Origin of the sequence: Telmatospirillum siberiense (genome assembly GCF_002845745.1) — a bacterium.
Taxonomy (GTDB): Bacteria; Pseudomonadota; Alphaproteobacteria; order Rhodospirillales; family Magnetospirillaceae; genus Telmatospirillum; species Telmatospirillum siberiense.
The window spans coordinates 1-3257 of sequence record NZ_PIUM01000067.1 but is presented as its reverse complement, the minus strand read 5'-3'; the positions used below and the strand labels follow the sequence as shown (position 1 = coordinate 3257).

At 55.3% G+C, this 3257-nt stretch carries 1 tRNA gene and 2 rRNA genes; all 3 read left to right on the top strand.

The annotated features are described in order from the left end of the window. Nucleotides 1-185: 185 nt before the first annotated feature. The 3 genes from CWS72_RS27150 (at nucleotide 186) to CWS72_RS27140 (ending at nucleotide 3254) form a co-directional block, all read left to right on the top strand. Nucleotides 186-2926: ribosomal RNA gene (locus tag CWS72_RS27150) — 23S ribosomal RNA — on the top strand. An 82-nt stretch (nucleotides 2927-3008) separates the two neighbouring features. Then, a 5S ribosomal RNA gene (gene rrf, locus CWS72_RS27145) occupies nucleotides 3009-3123 on the top strand. Nucleotides 3124-3177: 54 nt separating this feature from the next. Continuing rightward, nucleotides 3178-3254 (top strand) — tRNA-Met (locus CWS72_RS27140). The last annotated feature ends 3 nt before the right edge of the window (nucleotides 3255-3257 follow it).

The following is a 3257-nucleotide window of genomic DNA, read 5'->3' as shown; positions in this document are numbered from 1 at the left end:
CGCCTTCGCGTTCGAAACTTGTTTTGAACAGCGTGCCGTCGTTAGCGACGGGCCATCGTTCTTTGTCATCGTGAATAGGTTTTTCTGATCTGACATATGTTCTGTCGGAGGGTCTTTGAACTCTTTGATGGGACAAGTGTCGTGGGTAACGTGTCATGCGTTGGGCTTGTCCCTACGTATGAAGCGATCAAGCGTCTTAAGGGCATTTCGTGGATGCCTTGGCACTGAGAGGCGATGAAGGACGTAGCACGCTGCGATAAGCTACGGGGAGCCGCGAGCAGGCTTTGATCCGTAGATTTCCGAATGGGGAAACCCCACCGTAAGGTGATCCTGTACTGAATACATAGGTGCAGGAGGCGAACCCGGCGAACTGAAACATCTAAGTAGCCGGAGGAAAGGACATCAACAGAGACTCCGCTAGTAGTGGCGAGCGAACGCGGACCAGGCCAGTGGCCTTGTGTATCAAACCGGAACCGTCTGGAAAGTCGGGCCATAGCGGGTGATAGCCCCGTACGGGTAAAGATGCATGAGGTCCTCGAGTAAGGCGGGACACGTGAAATCCTGTCTGAACATGGGGGGACCACCCTCCAAGCCTAAGTACTCCTCAGTGACCGATAGTGCACAAGTACCGTGAGGGAAAGGTGAAAAGCACCCCGACGAGGGGAGTGAAAGAGATCCTGAAACGGAATGCCTACAAACAGTGGGAGCCTCCTTGCGAGGTGACCGCGTACCTTTTGTATAATGGGTCAGCGACTTAGTGTATGCAGCAAGCTTAAGCCGGTAGGTGTAGGCGTAGCGAAAGCGAGTCTGAATAGGGCGTCAAGTTGCATGCATTAGACCCGAAACCGGGTGATCTAGCCATGGGCAGGTTGAAGGTGGGGTAACACCCACTGGAGGACCGAACTCACGTCTGTTGAAAAAGACGGGGATGACCTGTGGCTAGGGGTGAAAGGCTAATCAAACTCGGAAATAGCTGGTTCTCCGCGAAAACTATTTAGGTAGTGCGTCGTGTGATTACCACGGGGGGTAGAGCACTGGATGGGCTAGGGGGTCCCAAAGACCTACCAAACCTAACCAAACTCCGAATACCCGTGAGTACAGCACGGCAGACAGACGGCGGGTGCTAAGGTCCGTCGTCGAGAGGGAAACAGCCCAGACCGCCAGCTAAGGTCCCCAAATCATGGCTAAGTGGGAAAGGATGTGGGAAGGCCAAAACAACCAGGAGGTTGGCTTAGAAGCAGCCATCCTTTAAAGAAAGCGTAATAGCTCACTGGTCTAATAGCCGTCCTGCGCCGAAAATGTAACGGGGCTCAAGCCATGTACCGAAGCTGCGGATGTGGAGCAATCCACGTGGTAGCGGAGCGTTCCGTAAGCCTGCGAAGGGTCCTCGCGAGAGTGCCTGGAGGTATCGGAAGTGAGAATGCTGACATGAGTAGCGACAAACAGTGTGAGAAACACTGTCGCCGAAAGTCCAAGGGTTCCTGCGCAAGGCTAATCCGCGCAGGGTGAGCCGGCCCCTAAGGCGAGGGCGAAAGCCGTAGTCGATGGGAATCAGGTTAATATTCCTGAGCCTGCTGGACGTGACGACCTCCGTGTATTGTACCGGCTTATCGGATTGTTGGTGCAGTGAAGGGGGTCCAGGAAATAACGCCAGCGTATAGACCGTACTCGAAACCGACACAGGTGGACTGGTAGAGTATACCAAGGCGCTTGAGAGAACGATGTTGAAGGAACTAGGCAAAATGACCCCGTAACTTCGGGAGAAGGGGTACCCGTTGATGGGCAACCATTGGCGGGTGGCACAGACTAGGGGGTGGCGACTGTTTACTAAAAACACAGGGCTCTGCGAAGTCGCAAGACGACGTATAGGGTCTGACGCCTGCCCGGTGCCGGAAGGTTAAAAGGAGGGGTGCAAGCTCTGAATTGAAGCCCCGGTAAACGGCGGCCGTAACTATAACGGTCCTAAGGTAGCGAAATTCCTTGTCGGGTAAGTTCCGACCTGCACGAATGGCGTAACGACTTCCCCGCTGTCTCCAACATCGACTCAGCGAAATTGAATTCCCCGTGAAGATGCGGGGTACCCGCGGCTAGACGGAAAGACCCCGTGCACCTTTACTACAGCTTTGCAGTGGTACTAGGGAATAGATGTGTAGGATAGGTGGGAGCCTATGAAACTCAGGCGCTAGCTTGGGCGGAGGCAACCTTGAAATACCACCCTTCCGTTTCCTGGTATCTAACCGCGGTCCGTGAAACCGGATCCGGGACCCTGCATGGCAGGTAGTTTGACTGGGGCGGTCGCCTCCCAAAGAGTAACGGAGGCGCGCGATGGTTAGCTCAGACCGGTCGGAAATCGGTCGTCGAGTGCAATGGCATAAGCTAGCCTGACTGCGAGACTGACAAGTCGAGCAGAGACGAAAGTCGGTCATAGTGATCCGGTGGTCCCGCGTGGAAGGGCCATCGCTCAACGGATAAAAGGTACGCCGGGGATAACAGGCTGATCTCCCCCAAGAGTCCTCATCGACGGGGAGGTTTGGCACCTCGATGTCGGCTCATCACATCCTGGGGCTGGAGCAGGTCCCAAGGGTTCGGCTGTTCGCCGATTAAAGTGGTACGTGAGCTGGGTTTAGAACGTCGTGAGACAGTTCGGTCCCTATCTACCGTGGGTGTCGGAAACTTGAGAGGACCTGTCCCTAGTACGAGAGGACCGGGATGGACACACCTCTGGTGTACCGGTTGTCGCGCCAGCGGCACCGCCGGGTAGCTAAGTGTGGACGAGATAACCGCTGAAAGCATCTAAGCGGGAAGCTCCCCTCAAAACAAGGTTTCCCTTGAGAGCCGTGGAAGACCACCACGTCGATAGGCCAGGTGTGGAAGCGCGGTAACGCGTGAAGCTAACTGGTACTAATCGCTCGATCGGCTTGATCGCTCATGCGTAGCGACAAGCCCAACACATGACACACAATGCAAACGACACGGGTCAGAAAAACCTAATGAGGAAGCTTGGACGACCTGGTGATTATAGCGAGGGGCCCGCACCCGATCCCATCCCGAACTCGGCCGTGAAAACCCTCTGCGCCAATGGTACTGTGTCTTAAGGCACGGGAGAGTAGGTCGTCGCCAGGTCTTCCAAGCCTCCTCATCCATCACGATAACAAATCTAAACAACCACCCAACTTCCGCGGGGTGGAGCAGCCCGGTAGCTCGTCAGGCTCATAACCTGAAGGCCGCAGGTTCAAATCCTGCCCCCGCAACCAAAA